Source organism: Dyella dinghuensis (assembly GCF_003977615.1).
In the GTDB taxonomy this organism is placed as follows: Bacteria; Pseudomonadota; Gammaproteobacteria; order Xanthomonadales; family Rhodanobacteraceae; genus Dyella_B; species Dyella_B dinghuensis.
The window spans coordinates 377769-392935 of record NZ_RYZR01000006.1 but is presented as its reverse complement, the minus strand read 5'-3'; the positions used below and the strand labels follow the sequence as shown (position 1 = coordinate 392935).

Here is a 15167-nt window from a genome sequence, read left to right as displayed (position 1 = left end):
CGCAGCAGCCGATTCGGCAGTGCGGGCAGGTTGATGCGTGCAAGTTACAGCGCTGTGGCGATCGCTAGTCGCGCCGATACAACTGGTCTAGACCGCGAATTCATCCTCGAATCCCGCGGTGATGACGCGAACGGCACGTTCGAAGCGTTCGTCATAGTTATCGAACACATCTGGGCCGATGCTGCGCGACAGCGGATAGCGCTCGGCATCGACCATTTCCTCGCGCGCCGAGAGCGCATAGCGCGGATCGCGCTCGCCCTTGGGCGACAACACCGCTTGCTGTTCGATGGTGAAGCCGATGACGTAGCTATACACCGTCCCCAGGCACATCACGGCATCGGAAGGCGCAATTCCGTTGCTTTGAAACATTTCCAGCGCGTGTTCCATTGAGGCGTAGACACGGGTATCTGTCAGGCGGGAGCCGGAAACCATCCGCGCGCCGTCGCGGTAGCGCAGCAGGGTGTTGCGCAGGCCATGGGCGTAGGCCAGCACCCATCCCTGCCACGTCGCGGGTTGCGGATGAGTCTCCAGCGTCCGGGTCGATTCGACCAATACGTAGCTGGCCATTTCGTCCACCAGGTCCTGCTTGTTCTTGAAGCGCCAGTACAGCGTGGGCGCCCGGACACCCATTTCGGCGGCAATCGCCCGCAGCGTCAGGCCTTCCAGGCCGCTTTCGTCCAGCAATTTCAGGCCCGCACGTACCACTGGCTCCCGACCTACCCGCATCCCGGTGTCTCCGCTCGTTCTCTAACGTTGTAAGAGGTCTCTAATCGTGTTATAGAATACTCCCTAACAACGTTAGAGAGGTGATTCCCATGACCCACCCCACATCCATAGACGTCCTGATCATCGGCGCCGGCCCCACCGGCCTGGTCCTGGCCTGCGAACTGGCGCGCCGAAACGTGGCCTTTCGACTGATCGATGCATTGCCGCAGCCATCCGCCGCCTCGCGCGGCAAGGGTCTGCAACCCCGATCGCTGGAGGTGCTGGACGATCTGGGCGTGGTGGATCGCATCGTCGCCGCTGGCCGTTTTCACATGCCGATGCGCTTTCACGACGCCGACGGCAGCGTCAAAGATCATGACCTTTACGAAGGACATCAGCCCACACCCGATGCGCCTTATGGCTCACCGCTGATGATTCCGCAGTGGCGTATCGAGAACATCCTGCGCGAGCGGCTGACCGAATGGGGCGCACGCGTGGAATTCGCGACGTCGCTGGAAAATCTCGTGCAGGATGAAACCGGCGTTACAGCGACGTTGATGCGCAACGGTGTGGCAGAAACCGTGCGAGCAAACTGGCTGGTTGCGTGCGATGGCGGCCGAAGTAAAACGCGCGGTCTATTGGGCGTCGCCTTTATCGGCGAAACGCTCGAGACGCATCGCATGTTCGTAGGCGACGTCAAGGCGACCGGCATCGATCGCGATTTCTGGCATGCGTGGCGCAGTGAGGAAGGTGTCGTTGCGTTGGCGCCGCTGCCGGGCACGGACATGTTTCAGTTTCAGGCATCGCTGAGCCCGGACGCGCCGACTGAACCATCGCTGCAGATCTTCCAGGACATACTCGACACGCGAACGAAAGCGACCGACATCCGCTTGCACGACGCCACGTGGATGTCGTTCTGGCGCGCGAACGTCCGCATAGTCGACCGTTACCGTGTCGGCCGTGCCTTCCTCGCTGGCGACGCAGCGCACGTGCATTCGCCCGCAGGCGGGCAGGGTATGAACACCGGCATCCAGGACGCGTACAACCTCGGATGGAAACTGGCCGCGGTCATTGCGGGCGCGGATGTGTCGCTGCTAGATACCTACGAAGAAGAGCGCTTGCCCGTCGCTGCGTGGGTGCTGGGTATATCCAACGACTTGCTGGCGAAGGCAGTGCAGTCCAGGCATATCGCCGGACCGCGCGGTACGGAAACGTTACAGCTGGGAATCCACTATCGTCCGCATCGGCTTGCACAGGAGCAGCGCGCGAATCCCGGCAAGATCCAGGCCGGCGACCGTGCGCCGGACGCACCGGATTTGCGGACGAACAATCAAACGTGCCGCCTGTTTGACCTGATTCGAGGTACGCATCTCACCGTGCTCGCATTTGGAGACGGTTGGGATCGCGTGATCGCGGACATCGAGGCTCATCATGGAGAAACGGTAAAAAGTTTCGTCATCGGTGAATCCGAGGAAGGCGACGTGCGATCCGTATGGCATGACCAGGCACAGCACGCCATGCGCCACTACGACATTCACAACGACACGTTGATGATCATTCGTCCGGACGGATATATCGGCATGGTGACCGAAGAGAAAACGCCACAGGCCGCGCTTGCCTATCTCGCTACAACGACCGCTGCCGATCGGATGAGTGCGACGCGGTCTTATGCGAGGGCGATATATAAATAAACGCAAGCATTGCAGCGACGAGCAGCAGCACAACGGAAATCAGGGCGGAGCGATGCAGGCCGCCCACAACGAGATCATTGCGATCGCCTGCCAGCGCACCAAACAACGCGACACCCACGGCACCGGCAGCTTGACGAGCTGCATTGAGCACGCCGGATGCCGTGCCGGCCGCATGCTTCTCCACCGCCGACAACACCGTGGTCGTCATTGCCGGAACACCGAGTCCCATACCGGCGGGAAGCAGCGCGAACGCCGGCAACATCAACAAATACGGACTCGTTGCACCCAGCAGCAGAAAGAGTGCAAATCCGGCGCCATCGATCAGCGCACCAAGGACCATGGGCAAGCGCGCACCTGTGCGGCCCACTAGCCAACCGCTGAAAATATTCACGCCGAAAAACGTGGCGGTGAGCGGAAGGTACGCGAGTCCGGTGCGCAACGCGCTGTAGCCGTGCACGCGCTGAAGATACAGGCTCAGCAGGAACACGATGCCGTAATACGTCATGTTGACGACGACACCGTAGATCACGGCGATGCTGAAACCGGGCGCCTTGAAAAAGCGCAGCGGCAACATCGGCGCCGTGCTGCGCGATTCGGCCAGCAGGAACAACGGCGTCGCGATCAGCACGGTAGCGATACAGGCGAGCACCAAAGGATGCGTCCAACCGAGCGGATGAAGTTCGATCACCGCCGTCGTCAGACCCGTTAACGCGAGAATCGCGAGCAATTGTCCGCGCAGATCGAAACGTCCCTGTCGGGGTTTAAGTTCCGCTTCGGGCACACGCAACGCAAGCCATATGCCGACTGCACAAACGGGCACGTTAACGAAGAAAATACTGCGCCACGTCGTCATGCTCATCAGCAAGCCGCCGACAATCGGGCCCGCCGCAATCGAAATGCTTCCGGCGGCGGTCCACCAGCCGACGGCGCGTGCGCGCAAAGCGTGCTCGTGTGCCGTGGCATGACTCAACAACGCCAGCGAGCATGGCAGCATCGCTGCCGCACCAAGACCCTGCAGCGCACGTCCGGCAATCAGCATCACTGCGTTCGCCGCGCAACCGCAAAGCACGGAGGAAAGCGCAAATAGCAGCATACCGCCGATAAAGACCTTGCGTGCGCCGACCCGGTCGCCAAGATAACCAAGGCTGAGCAAGAACACTGCAAACGCCAGCGCGTAAGCGTCGACCACCCATTGCAAGCCTGCGACGCCGGTGTGCAAATCGCTAGCAATGCGCGGCAGCGCAACGTTGACGATGGTGACGTCCAGTTGCACTAAGGCAAAGCCGAAGCTGCTTGCCGTCGTGACGCGCGCGATGCCGCGCGCTAAAGATCGCTGGTCCATGCAGGCTTGTCGATGAGGGGAGGTGAAAGCTTATGACATGCCAGGCATGGATATTTCGTTGATGGACGTAATATCCGATCGTTGCGACCGGTATGAAAGTCCCCTGGCAGGGTCAGCTGCCAGGGGATAGAACGCAAAACTCCGGCGATTACGGCAGGCCCATGAACTTCTTCCAGGCCGAGTAAAGATTGTTGGCATTTACCGAACCCAAGCCATTGGCAAAACTCCAGCCGGGCGTGGAGGAAAATGCTGCCGTATTGCTGTTGTATTTCGTTGCACTGGTCGAGGTCAGTCCCACCAGCGTCGGACCGTAGGCTTCAAGATAGTTCTGTATGGTTCCATAGAAGTAGCAATCCGGCGTGACTTGCGCGAACGCTGCCACCTGGATGCACTGTGTGGAATTGCCACCAGACGTAATGTTGTAAAACACGCACTTGCTGGTTCCCTTGGTGCCGTTGTCGGAATCGCACTGCGCGAGCGTCGAAGGTGTTGATCCCGTTGCGCCGCCGTACTCATTGCGTGCAAGCTCGTACAGCGTCGGCGCGGCGTTGCCCTGATTGGGCGACCATGCTCCAGCGGCGTACAGACCTTGGTCGAGCACGGCCTGGACACCCGCAAACATCGGTGAAGACAGCGATGTGCCGGCGACCAATTCAACTGGCGACGCAAAGTTAGGTGTGCACGGATACAGACCCGTGCAGAGAATCACCCACGAATACCCGCCATACGAACCACCGAACAGCGAAACGTCCGGCAAGTCACGCGACAAGTCCTTCGGTGCACCATGCACGACGCGTTGCCAAGCGGGTTTTGCATCAATGGCTGATGGGCCGCCACTACCGCTTTCAGAGGTCACGTAATAACCGTTCGGATCGTAGATCAACGCGGTCTTGCAGAACTGCAACGCCGAGAGACCCACCAGCTTCTGTGCCGCTACCGTATTGCCGCACGAGGTATTCCAGGTGATCTCCGGCACATACGATTTCGCCGTACCGTACACCGCATTCGGCGTGCTGTTGAAGTACTTGCTCGTGGTGCCGTCGAGAATATCGGCGGTATCCGACCCACCCACGCCCGTATCGTTTGGCGATGTGGCCAACGAGTTGGCATCGATGCCGGCATCGTTGATGACGAAGCCGTTGAAGCTCGGATTTGAACCCGAGTCACCCGTCGATACGAATACCGAAATACCTTCGGCATCGGCCTGCGCCCACATCAGGTCGATAGCAGTTTTGCTTGGGGTATCGGTAAAGCCTTCGCCATAGCCGTAACTGGCGCTGATCACATTCGGCCTGCCCGCGGCATTCGTGTTGTTGATCAAATTATCCGCGGCGGTGAAAACGCCGCCAAAGAAGTTCGACGAGTCCGAGTCGGCGCACGTCGCAACCCAGATCGCAGCACCTGGTGCCATGGCTGTGGAGTATTCGGCATCCAAAATCGTCTCGATGCTTTCACCATCGGGGTTGGCGCCACCCGGATCGGTACAGTTGCCCGTACTCGGCGTCAACTGCGGCTGGAATTGATTGAACGTGCCGCCGTAACTGCCAAGACCAAACTGGCTGACGAAGTTAGGCCAGTCCGAAGGATCCATATCCTGATCCTCGACCACCGCAATGGTAATGCCCGCGCCGGTGAAGCCGCTCGTATACAGCGAGCTTGTGTTGTAAATCGTTTGCATATCGTACGGGACGAATCCGCGTACCCCGCCACTGAAGTTCACCGCCGGATTGCCCGGCGTACCTGCCTTGCTGCTTGCCGGCTGCTGGATCTTGAAGTTATTCGACGATTTGTTGAATTGCGCCACCTGAGGCGGTACATGCAACGGTTGCGGCCGGAAGTCGTTAAGGCCGGCGACGCCGACAATCACACTGCGCAGCGCCGCAGGGACGCTGATATCGCCAGCATTGGCGATGTGACTGACATGATTGACGATGTAGTGATTTTCCTGCGTGCGGAACGCCTGCTTGACCTGTCCAGCTGTACCGCTGAAATCGATCTGCATCTTGTTCGGATACACACCGTTTACAGTGAATCCTTGCGATTGCAGCCACGTCTTCACCGCGTTGATGTCTGCATCGGCCACGCCGAAGGTTGTGCCGAATTCTTCGGGTGTTATCCATTGATGAAACTTGGACGAGGACGGATCGTGCAGTGCGTCAGTGAGTGATGCCAATGCCGCTGTGCGCAGCGCACTACGTTGAAGAATCAATTGCATATGATTCATCGGAGTGGAATCCGCGACTGCGCCGCTGATCACCGATGAGCCGATAAGCGATAAATGGGTATTGCCTAGCGTGGATACCACGCGGTTGTCGACGGTTTGCGTTACTCGGGGCGCTTCGGTGGTATTGACACCCGTCAGCGCGGAACTTGCACTTGAAGCCAGGGCAATCGACGGTAGCGCGGCAAGTGCTGCGGCGATCGATAAACCTCTCATCACATGCTCGGTTTTCACGTTTCTCTCCCTATGGATGAAAAAAGCGAGTCCCCCTGTGATGGATTGATTGGCCAACTGAACTTCGTATCGTCGTGCTGCTACCTCCCTACATGTAAGTACTTGAAAATCACCGAACTGCCGCACAGGCTCGACGCAGCCACTCGCGGCACGATTTCGTTGATTCGATTGGGCTCCCACTTCTCCCCGTTTGTGTCCCGGGGACGTCGATGTTGCGCCCGGTTTGGCCGGCTAGTCCAGTGCTTTTCGCAAAAAAATACTGTTACATCCTGCTTACACATCATGAAGATGACCGCGACAATTGGCCGTCTAAATGAAAGAGTCTTCACAAGGCTTGCACGCATTCAGCAAAAAGCGTGCGCGACATCGCACATTTGTGCGTCATCATTGAAGAAAGCGGTGCATGGCACGAAAGCCGAATGATTAACGGCTAGCGCTTTTTTAATAGAAACGGAGCATCCGGATACAGCACACTCAGGAATTGGCAGCCTGATGCGGAACGGTCGCCGCTGCGACGATCAGGCGACACCACGAACGCGCGCCACCATACCCACCGATGCAATCAGTGCGCGCGAAAGCACGCGTAAGTCGAATGGCATATGAGGGCGGCGCACATCGAGCAACAGCACGAGCCGCATCTGATCGCTGTTGTTCCACACCTCGTGCGGATAGGTGTCATCCCACAGTAGCTGCTGACCATTGCCGACGCGATGTTCCACATCGTTGAGTGCAAGTACGGCTGCTGGCCGTCCTTGCGCGTCGAAAGGAACCGAGAGGCCGAGCTGATAACGCAATACACCGCGGAACGGACCACGATGTCGTGGAATGTGTTTTCCAGGCGCCAGAAACGACAGTGAAGCGGAAAGCACGTCAGGTGTCGAAGACACCAACTCGGCAAGCTTCGGGCATGCCGCCATGTTCTTCTCCACTTCGGCACCGTAGACCTTCAGGATGAAGAGTCGCCAATCCTTGCCGTCGTTCGCCGAAATCTCCGCCTGCGCCGGCATGATTTCGTGGAAACGCGGTATTGACTGCACACGTTCGGGAAGCGACAGCGCCTCGTCGCGAATCTCGGACCATGCCGAAACAAACCGCGCTGCACCTGGAAAGTAAGCGGTGGTCTCCAATACCGGGGGCGTATCGATGCGCGCATCGTAGAGGCGGCGTACCGCGTTGGCTAACAGGTCGTACAGGCTCATGCGTGGTGATGCTCGCTCGCTGTTTGTACAAGAAGCCGTTACCCCGGCATTTTCAGTGTAGCGCCCGGCGCCGGAGCGCGTCATATCTCTCGCCGCAGGGGAGCAGACCGTTCAAAGGTTCCATCAAAGAGACAAAACGATCGCCCAGTAGTGCCGTTGACCGGCAGAAAGCCAGCCAGTCAGGCGTCCGCAAAAGATTGCGTTTATGATGATCGGACATGGGGCGTGGTTGCGCTGCATAACGCGTCACGCAGTGAACATGGAATGCATCGGGAGAATGGCATGGGAAGCAAAACCGCAGTCTTCGCCGTATTGCTGGTCGGCCTTGCATCAACCGCACAGGCTTGTGCTCAGAACGCAAGCGTCCCGTCAGCAAAGGCGGGCGATTCACAAAGCACATCGCCATCGTCAGTTCGTCAACCACTGAATCTGAAGCTCGCCCCGCAGGCGGCCAGTAGCGATGCTGGCTCATGGAAGGATGAACGGGCGTTTGCAACGCAACCCAGTCCGTTTGCAGGCATGTTCCAGAAACAGGCTCAGAACGGCGACCCGCGTCGCGTGCCGATGTATCTGCTGATGCCCTTCGCGAAAGTGACGCCTTCAGCGTCCAACCCCACTTTTGCGCCGCAAGCGACGAATCCGAACGACCAACCCAACGTGGTGAAAGATGTCGGTGCGCTGGTGAGGACACTCCAGGCCGGTGGATGACGCCGTTCCAGCGTTCGCCGCCTGGGTAACGACATCGCGACGCCGCGCCGGGCCGTCGCTGACCGGCATTCAGGGACGAGCGACGTCTCTTCACTTCGTCAGCACGCAGCGCGTTTAATATCTCCGCCGGCGGCCAGCGCGGCCCGTTTGTTGCATGCAACAAACGCACTTAAACACATTCAGAAACGGCCGATACGGATCGCTATGAGGCAAACAACCCAAACCCTATCTCTCGACCTGATGGGTGCTATCGCCGCGACGGTGACGCGCGCCAAGACCCTGGAAGAATTGGTGCGGCCGTTGCTCGAACTGCTGCAAGCGGTGACCGGCCTTGAATCGACCTACCTTACAACGATCGACGAAAGCGCCGGTGTTCAACACGTCCTGTTCGCGCGCAATACGCAGCGCATGCAAATTCCCGAAGGCCTGGACGTGCCGTGGGAAGGAACGCTATGCAAACGCGCGCTCGATGACGGCAAGTTTTACTCCGATGACGTTGCCAATTGCTGGGGCGACTGCGAGGCCGCACGCGCCTTGGGCATCGTCACCTATGCCAGCACACCTGTGCATAGTGAAGGCGGTGCACTCTATGGAACGCTGTGCGCGGCCAGCGGCCAAAGCAGGCCGCTCACGGAAAGCACCGAAGGTGTCTTGCGCCTTTTTGCGCAACTCATTGGCCAGCAGGTCGAACGCGAACATCTCGTCGATGCATTGAGCAAGGCAAACAGTTCGCTCGCCGTCAGTGCCCTCACCGATGCGACGACGCGCTTGCCGAATCGCCGCGCACTGATGGAGGACATGCATAATCGCCTGATGACTTACCACGACGAAGACTATGCATTGGTCGTCGCCTTCATCGATCTGGACAAATTCAAATCGATCAACGATCGCTACGGACACGATGTGGGCGACCGCTTTTTGGAGGCCGTTGGTGGGCGTTTGCAGGGCGTCTTGCGCGGAAGCGATCTCGCCGCACGCCTGGGCGGCGACGAATTTGTCGTCGTGGCGACGGCAAAGCGTGCAACGGCCGACGCTACAGCCACGGCCCTGAATGCACGATTGGTGCAGGCAACCCAAGGCCATTACGTATTGGGCGAAGAGGTCATCGATTACGCGGGCCCCAGCATCGGTGTCGTTGTCGCCAAACAAGGCTGCACGGATGCACAAGCGCTTCTGGCCGAAGCCGATGCGGCTATGTATGGCGTCAAGCGGGCACGCAAAGAGAAGGAACGGCTGGCGAGCGCGCATTGAAACGCGTGACGCTCACCTTGTCGGCGACTACTGCGCCGCAATCATCACGCAATTGCGGCCAGCGCGTTTAGCGTCGTAAAGCGCTACGTCGGCTCGTCGCCGCGCCGCCATCATGTCCGGTTCGTGCGCTTCGGCAATGGCGGCGCCGATGGAAACGGTAAGCGCATACGCCTGTCCCGCAATGTGGAACGAGGTTCGTTCGATCGCCGAACGAATGCGTTCGGCAAGCGCCAACAGATCGGGCGCCTTGACGGAAGGAGACAGTACGAGAAATTCCTCGCCACCCACACGCCCAACCATGTCTCCCCCGCGCAGCATGCAACGGATGTTCGCGACGAGTTCGAGCAGCACCCGATCGCCGTCGTCATGACCGAAGCGATCGTTGATGCTCTTGAAGTGATCGGCATCGATAAGCAGCACGCCAATCGACTCCTGCTTGGCGCGCGCCTGTTCGAGCAACACTTGCGAGGCTTCCAACAACCCGAGCCGATTGATGACGCCCGTGAGCGGGTCGATGCGCGCCAGCTCGTAAAGCTCGCGCTGAAGGATCTCGTTGTAAAGCAGCAGAAAGCCGACGCTTGCCAGCAATGGCTGGATGCCAAGCATCAGCACATAGATCACATTCACCGGCGATGGCGTACTGATGCCTTGCGGCGGCGTCGAGAGAATCAGCAGTGAACCGTTGCGCCAAATCAACAACGCGATAGAAAGGAAGTACGTCCAAAGCAACAGGCACTGCGCGCGCGTTTCGCGCTTACGGCACCCACCCCAGAGTGCCTGGATGTTCAGTCCCGTATTGCAGGCGATGATGATCGAGCCGAACATCACACGCAGTAGATAGTTGGGATGCGCCGTGCTCAACCACGTCACGCCCAGCCATCCCGCGACACCCAGCAGCAGCGCCGTGCGCCAGCGCAACGGCCGCTTCAACAGCATGCGCAGTGCGACGACCGTCAGCGCCTGACCGGCGAGATTGCAGGTATTGCCCACCAACAGCAGTACGTGCGGAGGAACCCATTGGGACCCTGCAAGAAGAAACGCTGCGACCGCTTCCAGCAGCAACGCCGCGGCACGAAGGCGCAGCCCATTCAATGCATGTGGGCTGCCATCGTGAGTGCCGTACCAAAGCATCAGCGCAAGCACGAGGGCCTGGCCGCCATTGATAAACGACAGTGTCTCGACGTTTAGCTGCATCGTGAGGTCCTGGTGATGGGTAGCGCCGCCGATACGTGCGCGTAGACACCGACGTTGATGCCGGTACCGATGCATGCACGCACAGGCGTCGTCATGCGCCCATTACCACGTGGATTTAATGCACATCGCGTGGCGTGGCCGTCAACATGGTTTTCTTACTCTCCTCGTTTGCCAGTACGTTGCGGACGATTTGGCAGATCGTTCGATGCGGCTGTTCATGTCTGCCAAGTTGAACGGAAATGAGGCAAAGAGCGTGCCATCGATTTTTCAGCTGCAGATGCGCTTTCAGCGCGACGACGCGCGCGCAGCAAGTTCTCACGATGTGTGAAGGGCAATAAGCGACACGTTTTGCCATCGCTGTCGAAACACGCAGAAATCGCGCGCTAAACGCGTGCTGCGAGCCTTGTCCGGACGCAGCACTGTGCATTCTCTGAACGCGTAACTGTCTTCAAGCTGGCGTCAAAGAAAAACCCTTTCGGCCGCAGCGAATGGTGCAATCCGTGACCCTGAATAACGTTGTTAATGAGAATGATTCGTACTAAGCTTATCTTGGTCGGCGCGCCCCGCAAGGCGCCCGGCAAACATCCAGGGCTGCAACAAGGTGCATGATGCCGAACCGATTTATCCGGCTGCAGGAGCGCGGAAAAAGCCCTGCCGGGCCATATAACGCCGTCCGTTACCGTAGAAAAATCGTAGGCGTTGCCGCGTTGCTGGCTTGCGCTTCGGCATTTGCGGCGCCCCCGCCGATCTCGGTTCCGATCAGCTCCGAGGAAGGCGCCAACGGTCAGCCGGCGGATTTCGCCAGCTTTCTGTCCAACCTCAAGCGCAGCAACTTCATGCTCGGCGACATGTTTGGCTTGCGCAGCAAGCTCAGCAAATACGGCATTTCGCTGGCTATTCAGGAAACCAGCGAGGTGCTGGGCAACGTCACGGGTGGTACGCGCAAGGGCGCACAATATGACGGTCTGACGCAGATGGTCATGCAGTTGGACACCAACCGTGGCTTCGGCTGGTACGGCGGCCTGTTCAATATCAGCGCCCTGCAGATTCACGGGCAGAACCTCAGCGCCGACAATCTCGGCACGTTGCAAACGGCTAGCGGCATCGAAGCCGATCGCGCAACGCGTCTGTGGGAAATGTGGTACGACCAGAAATTTCTCGAGGAAGACCGGCTCGACATCAAGGTCGGACAACAAAGCGTCGACCAGGAATTCATCGTCAGTCAGAACGCGTCGTACTTCGTCAATACGATGTTCGGCTGGCCGGCGTTGCCGTCATACAACATGCCTGGCGGCGGACCGGCGTATCCGCTGTCTGCGCTCGGTGTGCGCTTTCGTTATCGCCCCATCGATTCGATCAACTTGCTGCTGGGCGTGTACAACGGCAGTCCGGTGAGCAATAACACCGGCGATCCGCAGCAACAGAACGCATCGGGCACCAGTTTTCCACTGGGTGGCGGGCGTTTGATCATGGCGGAAATGCAGTACCTCTATCCGGCGCTGGGCAGCATGGTGTATCCCGGTGAATCGACGCCGTTGGCGCGCACCTATCGCATCGGTGCGTGGTACGACACGGAGAGCTTCAACGACGTGCGCTACGACGCGAACGGTTTGCCACTAGCCAGTCCGCAGAGCAACGGTGTTCCCGGTCAGCATCGCGGCAATTTCTCGTTGTATGCGGTGGCCGATCAGATGCTGTGGCGCAATGCGCACGATCCGAACAACACGCTCAATGCATTCGCTCGCGTGATGGGTACACCGCAAAACAATCGCAATCTCATCCGCGACAGCATGAATGCGGGTCTCGTGTATCACGAACCGTTCCGTAATCGTCCGGACGACACGTTCGGCGTGGGCATCGGTTACGTGCACGTCACTACCGGCATTCAAGGTTACGACCGCGACGTCGCGACGTACGCAGAACTGACCGATCCGTACAGCTACAACCCGATTCAGGGCTCGGAAACCTACGTCGAAGCGACGTACCAGTATCAGGTGCGCCCATGGTGGCAGTTGCAACCGGATCTGCAGTACGTCTTCAATCCCGGCGCGGGCGTTGCCGATCCCAGCGAGCCGACACATCGCATTCGCAACGAGCTCGTGCTCGGCTTGCGTACCAACATTTTGTTTTGAGGTATGTCGTGATGGATGTTTGCACAATGACAAAACCAAAGCCTGCCAAGACGCAGCGACGCGCGCGCCACGGTGCACTTTGGCTGGGTCTGTGGCTGACCGGCATGGTGGGCATCGCACAGGCGGATGCACCCAAAGGCATGCTCGAATCCATTCATCGCCATGTCACGCTAACGTCTTCGGTCACCGATAACGGCGATCTGAATCCGTACGCCGTTGTCGTTGCGCCCGTATCGGCAGGTACCATCCAGAAAGACGATGTGCTGGTCGACAACTTCAACAATCTGTCGAATCTCCAAGGAACCGGCACCACCATCATCGATTACCGTCCGTCGACCAAGCAGACGATGCTATTCGCCAAGCTGCCGGCGAAGTTGCCCGAATGTCCCGGCGGCGTGGGTCTGACCACTGCGATGACCATGCTGAAAACCGGCTGGATCATCGTGGGCAGCACGCCAAGCACCGACGGCACCACGGCGACCAAAGGCGATGGCTGCCTGATCGTGCTCGATCCCACCGGCAAGATGGTCGCTGCATGGTCCGGCCCGACGATCAACGATCCGTGGGGCGATATGGGTGTCGTCGACAACGGCAACACGGCAACGCTGTTCGTCAGCATGGCCGGCTTCGGCTTGCCGGGTCCGGATGTCATCGACAAGGCGACCGGATTCCCGGTAATCGTCCACAAGGCGACGGTGCTGCGGCTCAACATACAAATTCCCGATGGCAAACCGCCCGTGTTGTTGAATCAAACCGTCATTGGCGAAGGTTTTTCAGCACGCGCGGATCGCGACAACTTCCTGTTGGGCCCTACAGGTCTCGCATTGGGACCGGACAACACGCTGTATGTGACGGATGGTTTGGACAACATCATCACCGCGATTCCGAATGCCGCGTCGCGCACCGACAGTGCAGGTACCGGCAAAGTCGTCACGCAAGGCGGATTGCTGAGCTGGCCGCTGGCGATGGTCTACACGCCGGCCGGTCACTTGCTCGTGTGCAACGGCAAGGACGGTCAGCTGGTGGAAGTCGATCCAGCAGCCGGCAAACAGGTTTACAGCCAGTGGATCGATTCCGATCAGGCGCAGTCGCCGCCGGGCAACGGCGATCTGTTCGGTATTGCGCTGACGCCGGATGGTCAGGGTTTCTATTACGTCGAAGACGACATGAACACGCTGGTGCGAGGTGGAAAATGAGCCACGCCGACGATCCGGATCTACTAAGCCGACGACGTTTTCTCGCTTCAGCTGCTACGGCGGCCACTGTCGCCGCCACGTCAGCCGTGGCGGCGCCTCGCGTTTTGGCGAAGTCCTCCAGCACGACGACGAATGCCGATGCCGACACCGTTCCATTCTGGGGCGAACATCAGGCGGGCATTACCACACCGCAACAAGGTCACGTCTATTTCGCCGCGTTCGATCTGACGACAGACAAGCGCGACGACGTGATCGCATTGCTGCGTCGTTGGACGGACGCATCCGCACATCTCACGCAGGGACAAACCGCCGTGCCGTTGACCGACGACATGGCTAATCCGCCCACCGATTCCGGTGAGGCGATCGGCCTCACGCCGAGTCGCCTCACCATCACGTTCGGATTTGGTCCCGGCATGTTCGTGACCAAGGATGGCGTGGATCGTTACGGCATTCAGAAGCATCGCCCCGAAGCACTGGCGGATCTTCCACGCTTCAACGGTGATCAGCTCGTTCCAGAACGCACCGGTGGCGATCTGTGCATTCAGGCGTGCGCGAATGATCCGCAGGTTGCGTTTCACGCAGTGCGGCAACTTTCGCGCCTCGCGTACGATTCCGCGAAATTGCGCTGGGCGCAACCGGGATTCATGGCGGCGCAAAAAGACAAGGGAACGCCGCGCAATCTGATGGGTTTCAAAGACGGCAGCATGAACCCGCCGATCAACAGCGCCACGATGATGGATCAATACATCTGGGCGGGTAACGATGCCGGATGGATGAATCGCGGCAGCTATCTCGTTGCCCGCCCGATTCGCATTGCGCTGGAACATTGGGATCGCATGAAGCTTGGCTTCCAGGAACAGGTGATGGGCCGGCACAAGGACACCGGTGCACCACTTGGCAGCAAGCACGAAATGGATGGACTCAATCTCGACGCCAACGATGCCGACGGCAATCCCGTCATTCCCGAAAACTCACATGTGCGTTTGGGCGCGCCCGCTGTCAACGATGGCGCGCAGGTGTTGCGCCGTTCCTATTCCTACGACAACGGTTTGAGTTTTACGGCGGAACGCTGGCCACCGTGGCGTCAGGCGATGGAGTTCGATGCCGGTCTGCTGTTCCTGTGCTACCAGCGCGATCCGCGCACGGGTTTCATCAAGATCTTCGAGAACATGTCCAAGTTCGACATGCTCAATCAGTTCGTCACGCACGTGGGCGGCGGAGTGTTCGCATGCCCGCCCGGTGCGAAAGAAGGCGGCTACGTCGGCCAGTCGCTATTCGAGCTGGCCTGATACCT

The 15167-nt window shown here is 59.1% G+C and carries 11 protein-coding genes; 6 read left to right on the top strand and 5 right to left on the bottom strand.

The features are described 5' to 3' along the window. Window positions 1–87: 87 nt before the first annotated feature. A complete protein-coding gene (locus tag EKH79_RS12720) occupies window positions 88–726 on the bottom strand; it encodes a TetR/AcrR family transcriptional regulator C-terminal domain-containing protein (RefSeq protein WP_267900447.1) in 639 nt (212 codons plus the stop codon). A gap of 89 nt (window positions 727–815) precedes the next feature. On the opposite strand from EKH79_RS12720, the gene EKH79_RS12715 reads away from it, so the two are divergent. Continuing rightward, window positions 816–2396 (top strand): FAD-dependent oxidoreductase, encoded by a 1581-nt coding sequence (locus EKH79_RS12715; RefSeq protein WP_126674191.1) that lies wholly within the window; start codon window positions 816–818, stop codon window positions 2394–2396. Here the strand turns inward: EKH79_RS12715 and EKH79_RS12710 are convergent. The 3 genes from EKH79_RS12710 to EKH79_RS12700 all read right to left on the bottom strand — a co-directional run bounded on the left by EKH79_RS12710 (window position 2332) and on the right by EKH79_RS12700 (window position 7392). Beyond that, entirely contained in the window at window positions 2332–3738 is a 1407-nt protein-coding gene (locus EKH79_RS12710) for an MFS transporter (protein WP_126674190.1), read from the bottom strand. The genes EKH79_RS12715 and EKH79_RS12710 overlap by 65 nt on opposite strands. Before the next feature lie 148 nt (window positions 3739–3886). Next, window positions 3887–6193 (bottom strand): S53 family peptidase, encoded by a 2307-nt coding sequence (locus EKH79_RS12705; protein WP_126674189.1) that lies wholly within the window; start codon window positions 6191–6193, stop codon window positions 3887–3889. A 518-nt stretch (window positions 6194–6711) separates the two neighbouring features. After that, window positions 6712–7392 (bottom strand): aspartyl/asparaginyl beta-hydroxylase domain-containing protein, encoded by a 681-nt coding sequence (locus EKH79_RS12700; RefSeq protein WP_126674188.1) that lies wholly within the window; start codon window positions 7390–7392, stop codon window positions 6712–6714. Window positions 7393–7674: 282 nt separating this feature from the next. Here EKH79_RS12700 and EKH79_RS12695 point away from each other — a divergent pair, with 282 nt between their 5' ends. Together EKH79_RS12695 and EKH79_RS19165 are read left to right on the top strand one after the other, a co-directional pair. Next, window positions 7675–8100 carry a hypothetical protein gene (locus EKH79_RS12695; RefSeq protein ID WP_126674187.1) on the top strand — a complete coding sequence of 142 codons (426 nt, stop codon included), beginning with the start codon at window positions 7675–7677 and terminating at the stop codon, window positions 8098–8100. A 204-nt stretch (window positions 8101–8304) separates the two neighbouring features. Continuing rightward, a complete protein-coding gene (locus tag EKH79_RS19165) occupies window positions 8305–9351 on the top strand; it encodes a sensor domain-containing diguanylate cyclase (RefSeq protein WP_126674186.1) in 1047 nt (348 codons plus the stop codon). Window positions 9352–9378: 27 nt separating this feature from the next. Here the strand turns inward: EKH79_RS19165 and EKH79_RS12685 are convergent, their stop codons facing one another. Beyond that, entirely contained in the window at window positions 9379–10545 is a 1167-nt protein-coding gene (locus tag EKH79_RS12685; protein WP_158621249.1) for a GGDEF domain-containing protein, read from the bottom strand. 605 nt (window positions 10546–11150) lie between these two features. Here EKH79_RS12685 and EKH79_RS12680 point away from each other — a divergent pair. From EKH79_RS12680 to efeB, 3 genes are read left to right on the top strand one after another with little or no spacing between them, the layout of a single operon-like run. Beyond that, window positions 11151–12677 (top strand): carbohydrate porin, encoded by a 1527-nt coding sequence (locus EKH79_RS12680; protein ID WP_199754300.1) that lies wholly within the window; start codon window positions 11151–11153, stop codon window positions 12675–12677. A gap of 26 nt (window positions 12678–12703) precedes the next feature. Continuing rightward, a complete protein-coding gene (locus EKH79_RS12675; RefSeq protein WP_126674184.1) occupies window positions 12704–13873 on the top strand; it encodes a YncE family protein in 1170 nt (389 codons plus the stop codon). Beyond that, a complete protein-coding gene (efeB, locus tag EKH79_RS12670; RefSeq protein WP_126674183.1) occupies window positions 13870–15162 on the top strand; it encodes an iron uptake transporter deferrochelatase/peroxidase subunit in 1293 nt (430 codons plus the stop codon). Before EKH79_RS12675 ends, efeB begins: the two co-directional genes overlap by 4 nt. The last annotated feature ends 5 nt before the right edge of the window (window positions 15163–15167 follow it).

Excerpts from the sequence above, each read along its gene's own strand:
- EKH79_RS12680 (WP_199754300.1), top strand. The coding sequence starts at position 11,151 with ATGATGCCGAACCGATTTATCCGGCTGCAGGAGCGCGGAAAAAGCCCT.
- EKH79_RS12710 (WP_126674190.1), bottom strand. The coding sequence starts at position 3,738 with ATGGACCAGCGATCTTTAGCGCGCGGCATCGCGCGCGTCACGACGGCA.
- EKH79_RS12695 (WP_126674187.1), top strand. The coding sequence starts at position 7,675 with ATGGGAAGCAAAACCGCAGTCTTCGCCGTATTGCTGGTCGGCCTTGCA.
- EKH79_RS12675 (WP_126674184.1), top strand. The coding sequence starts at position 12,704 with ATGACAAAACCAAAGCCTGCCAAGACGCAGCGACGCGCGCGCCACGGT.
- EKH79_RS12715 (WP_126674191.1), top strand. The coding sequence starts at position 816 with ATGACCCACCCCACATCCATAGACGTCCTGATCATCGGCGCCGGCCCC.
- efeB (WP_126674183.1), top strand. The coding sequence starts at position 13,870 with ATGAGCCACGCCGACGATCCGGATCTACTAAGCCGACGACGTTTTCTC.
- EKH79_RS12700 (WP_126674188.1), bottom strand. The coding sequence starts at position 7,392 with ATGAGCCTGTACGACCTGTTAGCCAACGCGGTACGCCGCCTCTACGAT.
- EKH79_RS19165 (WP_126674186.1), top strand. The coding sequence starts at position 8,305 with ATGAGGCAAACAACCCAAACCCTATCTCTCGACCTGATGGGTGCTATC.
- EKH79_RS12685 (WP_158621249.1), bottom strand. The coding sequence starts at position 10,545 with ATGCAGCTAAACGTCGAGACACTGTCGTTTATCAATGGCGGCCAGGCC.
- EKH79_RS12720 (WP_267900447.1), bottom strand. The coding sequence starts at position 726 with ATGCGGGTAGGTCGGGAGCCAGTGGTACGTGCGGGCCTGAAATTGCTG.